Origin of the sequence: Synechococcus sp. H55.11, from assembly GCF_047462475.1 — a bacterium.
Lineage (GTDB): Bacteria > Cyanobacteriota > Cyanobacteriia > Thermostichales > Thermostichaceae > Thermostichus.
This window is the reverse complement of record NZ_JANSJI010000338.1, coordinates 1-3206: the sequence shown is the minus strand read 5'-3', so window position 1 is coordinate 3206 and position 3206 is coordinate 1. Positions and strand designations below refer to the sequence as shown.

The 3206-nt window shown below is 58.4% G+C and carries 3 protein-coding genes and 1 tRNA gene; 2 read left to right on the top strand and 2 right to left on the bottom strand.

The annotated features are described in order from the left end of the window. Window positions 1-8: 8 nt before the first annotated feature. Window positions 9-82: transfer RNA gene (locus NW853_RS13060), tRNA-Arg, on the top strand. Window positions 83-103: 21 nt separating this feature from the next. Here NW853_RS13060 and NW853_RS13055 read toward each other — a convergent pair. After that, entirely contained in the window at window positions 104-613 is a 510-nt protein-coding gene (locus NW853_RS13055) for a type IV pilin protein (RefSeq protein ID WP_414336261.1), read from the bottom strand. Between the two features lie 532 nt (window positions 614-1145). After that, complete coding sequence (locus NW853_RS13050) at window positions 1146-1904, bottom strand: sulfite exporter TauE/SafE family protein (protein ID WP_414349236.1); 759 nt, start codon at window positions 1902-1904, stop codon at window positions 1146-1148. 120 nt (window positions 1905-2024) lie between these two features. Here NW853_RS13050 and NW853_RS13045 point away from each other — a divergent pair, with 120 nt between their 5' ends. Then, entirely contained in the window at window positions 2025-3035 is a 1011-nt protein-coding gene (locus NW853_RS13045) for a LysR substrate-binding domain-containing protein (RefSeq protein WP_414349234.1), read from the top strand. Window positions 3036-3206 lie beyond the last annotated feature (171 nt).

Genomic DNA, 3206 nt, shown 5'->3' with positions numbered 1-3206 from the left:
CTTTGTCTGGGGCTGTAGCTCAGATGGATAGAGCAAGCGCCTCCTAAGCGCTAGGCCGGCGGTTCAAGTCCGCCCAGTCCCGTTGTGTGAAATCTTCAGAGTTTCACCGATAGAGGTTGCAGGAGTTGTGCAGGTCGTAGCCAGAAGCCAAAACCTCTTGCTGGCGATCCCCAAGGCCGATGTCACAGCGCAGAAGCTCCCCACCAGCACTCACATGGGTATGAGCCTCAGTCATCCAACGCATGCCGGTCACGCCAGGAGCAGGAGGAACCACTTCAGGAAGACGATAGTTGTAGGCTGGCCAGGGGTCTTGCAAATAGCGATCCCCGTGAACCCCACCGAATTCGATATCGGTGTAGCCGGAGGGATAAACCGTAAAGTCCATGCGGAAAACTTCTGAAGCACGGCCAACGGTCGCCAAAGCTGCTTGGGCTTCAGCAACTCTGGAGCGACGAATCTGATTGAGCAGATTGGGAATAGCCACAGCGGAGAGAATACCAACAATTACGATGACCACCAGCAACTCGATCAACGTCATGCCGTGGGGGGCTGCAGTGGTCGGGCGGAAGAGCATCCTCTTCAGATAGGCTTCATGAGAGGAAAGTCGGCTCATGGCAGTATTCACTCCACCTTCGCAGAACTCAGGTATCCAGATACACGCAATTTAGGCCAGCATTCAGGTCTTATTCTTGGTCTCAGGTTACCCTTCGCAGACGCAAAACTTTCCTCGCCAAATCATGCGAACTCCTGAAGCCGCGCCGGCGTTGGGCTGGGATTCAGATGGATCGCAAGGCCGCCTGTAGCAGGGTTTTTTGGGAGCCGGTTTGAAAGCCCTGAGCGCGGATGTGGCGTCCCTGCAGGTTAGGCAGACACTATCGGCTCTGGAGGGCATTGGGACAAGCGAACGTTACAACTTTTTTCAGTGTTATCCACTACAGCTCATGTAGATCCATCTCTTGCGTGGGAAAGAGCCCGCCTGGCTACGGAACTCCTATGAAAGAGGAGCTCCGCCCACGCCAGCACAGAAATAGCCAGAAAACCACAAAGCCTTCCTACCATAGGGTTTGCCCAGCCAGAAATGCCAAACCGCCCCCGAGGGATCCGTGGGGGGGTCGGCTGCTGGGGCTCCTGCGGTTTCTAGCTGATCACGTGGACGATTGCAGGATTTCCCGGATGCTGAAGTAGAGGGCCAGCACCACCAAAAATCCCCCGTACAGGCGGGTCAGCAACGGCGTGGAAAGTCGCAACGCCAATCTACCCCCCAGCACCGTGCAGGGAAACACCCCCCACGCCAGCCAGAAGGTGGTGCCCCAATCAATATGCCCCAGGCTGTTGTGAACCAAAATTTCGGGGACGGCCAACAACGCCACCGAAGCAAGGGAGCTGGCCAGAGCGCTCCGCAGATCCAGCCCTATGGCCAGTTGGTAGAAAGGCACCAACACCAGTCCGCCGCCATTGGCCAGCACCCCATTCAAGAAATTCAACAAGAGAGAACCCACCGGGATCCGCTCCAGGTGCAATTCCTTTTTCTCTTCGCTGGGCAGAAAACCCCGTAATCCGCTCACGCCGTATAGCCCGATCCCAAAAATGAACACCGCCGTCAGCAACATCAGCACCACTCCCGGCAGAAACTTCGTCGTCCATGCCCCCAGCGCTGCCGCCGGGATCCCCCAGACCACTGTGCGACCCACCACCCGCCAGTGGATCATTCCCCGTTTTTGAAAGGCGACCACTCCTCCCAGAGCGCTGGGCAAGGTGAGGGGCAGAGGGCTGGCCAACGCCACAACTGCCGGCATCCCCAGCAACCGCAGCAACGGCGTGCCCAAAGAGCTGCCCCCCAAGCCAAACAAACCGGCGCAAAAGCCAATGCCACACCCCACCAACAGCGTCACCCACCAACTCATCAGCATCTCCACCGCCAAGCTCTGCCTCGACGGTAAGGGAGGCAACTGATAAAATCAAATGGTTTTAACTCTAAAAAAAATAAATCCTAGTTATGATCTATGTGATCCGGTTGTGTTGGCATGGCCGAGCCACAGGGTGGCTTTGAGAAATCAACATCCACTCCGCCGATGCGCAGGGATCCCTGGAAAATGACGTTGGAGCAACTGCGGATTTTTTTGGCGGTGGCAGAGCACCTGCACTTCACCCGGGCTGCCGCTGCCCTCTACATCACCCAGCCAGCGGTCAGCGCTGCCATTCAGGCGTTGGAGCGGAGCTACGGCATCCCGCTGTTTCACCGGATAGGGCGGCGGGTGGAGTTGACGGAAGCTGGGCTATGGCTGAAGGGGCAGGCCCAAGAGATTCTGCAGCGGGTGGCGCAGACGGAACAGGGCCTCAAAGAGCTGAATAATCTGCAGATGGGGGAGCTTCACCTCGGTTCCAGCCTCACCATCGGCAACTACTGGCTGCCCTACCGCCTCAGCCTCTACCAGCAGCGCTACCCCGGCATTCAGATCCGCTGCACGCTGGCCAACACAGAGGCCATTGCCGAGGGTTTGCTGCAGGGCAAGTTCAATCTGGGCCTGGTGGAGGGCGTTATCCGACCTGAGGATCGACCTCACCTGGAACAGCACGTCATCGATTGGGATCGCCTCTGCCTCATTGTCGGCAGAGGACATCCTTGGTATGGTCGGCCAAACATCGAGATCTCAGATCTGGTGGAAACCGACTGGATCATGAGGGAGCCGGGATCCGGCACCCAGCAGCGTTTTGAAGCTGCCCTGGCCTGCTGGGGGATCCCTGTCGAGCGGCTATCGGTCATCTTGCGCCTGCAAAGTGGGGAAATGGTCAAGGCCCTGGTCAGTCAGGGATCCGCAGCTGGCGCCATCTCGGAATTGATGATCCGCAACGAAGTGCGCCTGGGGGATCTGCGGGCAGTGCCCCTGGCCGCCGGATCGGATGCTCTGCGACGCCCCTTTCTGCTGCTCAAGCATCGCCAACGCCACCTCTCGCGCGCCGCCCAGGCTTTTGAGAACATGATCCGCCTCCTAGATTTGGGGAACTCGCCCGACGATCAACTTCCATCGACCTAGCCAGACATCGGGCTGGCCAAGCAACAGCCCAGCGCCCTTCGGGCCCCCGTCTCTGGACTGGTCGTACAGTCCAACACCGACGTTCGATAAGCCTTCTGGGCTTTATCAGTACCCCCGTAGTCCGGTGCAATCCACCGAGATCCGGGGATAAGACATAAAGGCTGGGGCAGG

Bases quoted from the DNA above. Each gene is read 5' to 3' on its own strand.
- NW853_RS13055 (WP_414336261.1), bottom strand. From the start codon at position 613: ATGAGCCGACTTTCCTCTCATGAAGCCTATCTGAAGAGGATGCTCTTC.
- NW853_RS13045 (WP_414349234.1), top strand. From the start codon at position 2,025: ATGGCCGAGCCACAGGGTGGCTTTGAGAAATCAACATCCACTCCGCCG.
- NW853_RS13050 (WP_414349236.1), bottom strand. From the start codon at position 1,904: ATGAGTTGGTGGGTGACGCTGTTGGTGGGGTGTGGCATTGGCTTTTGC.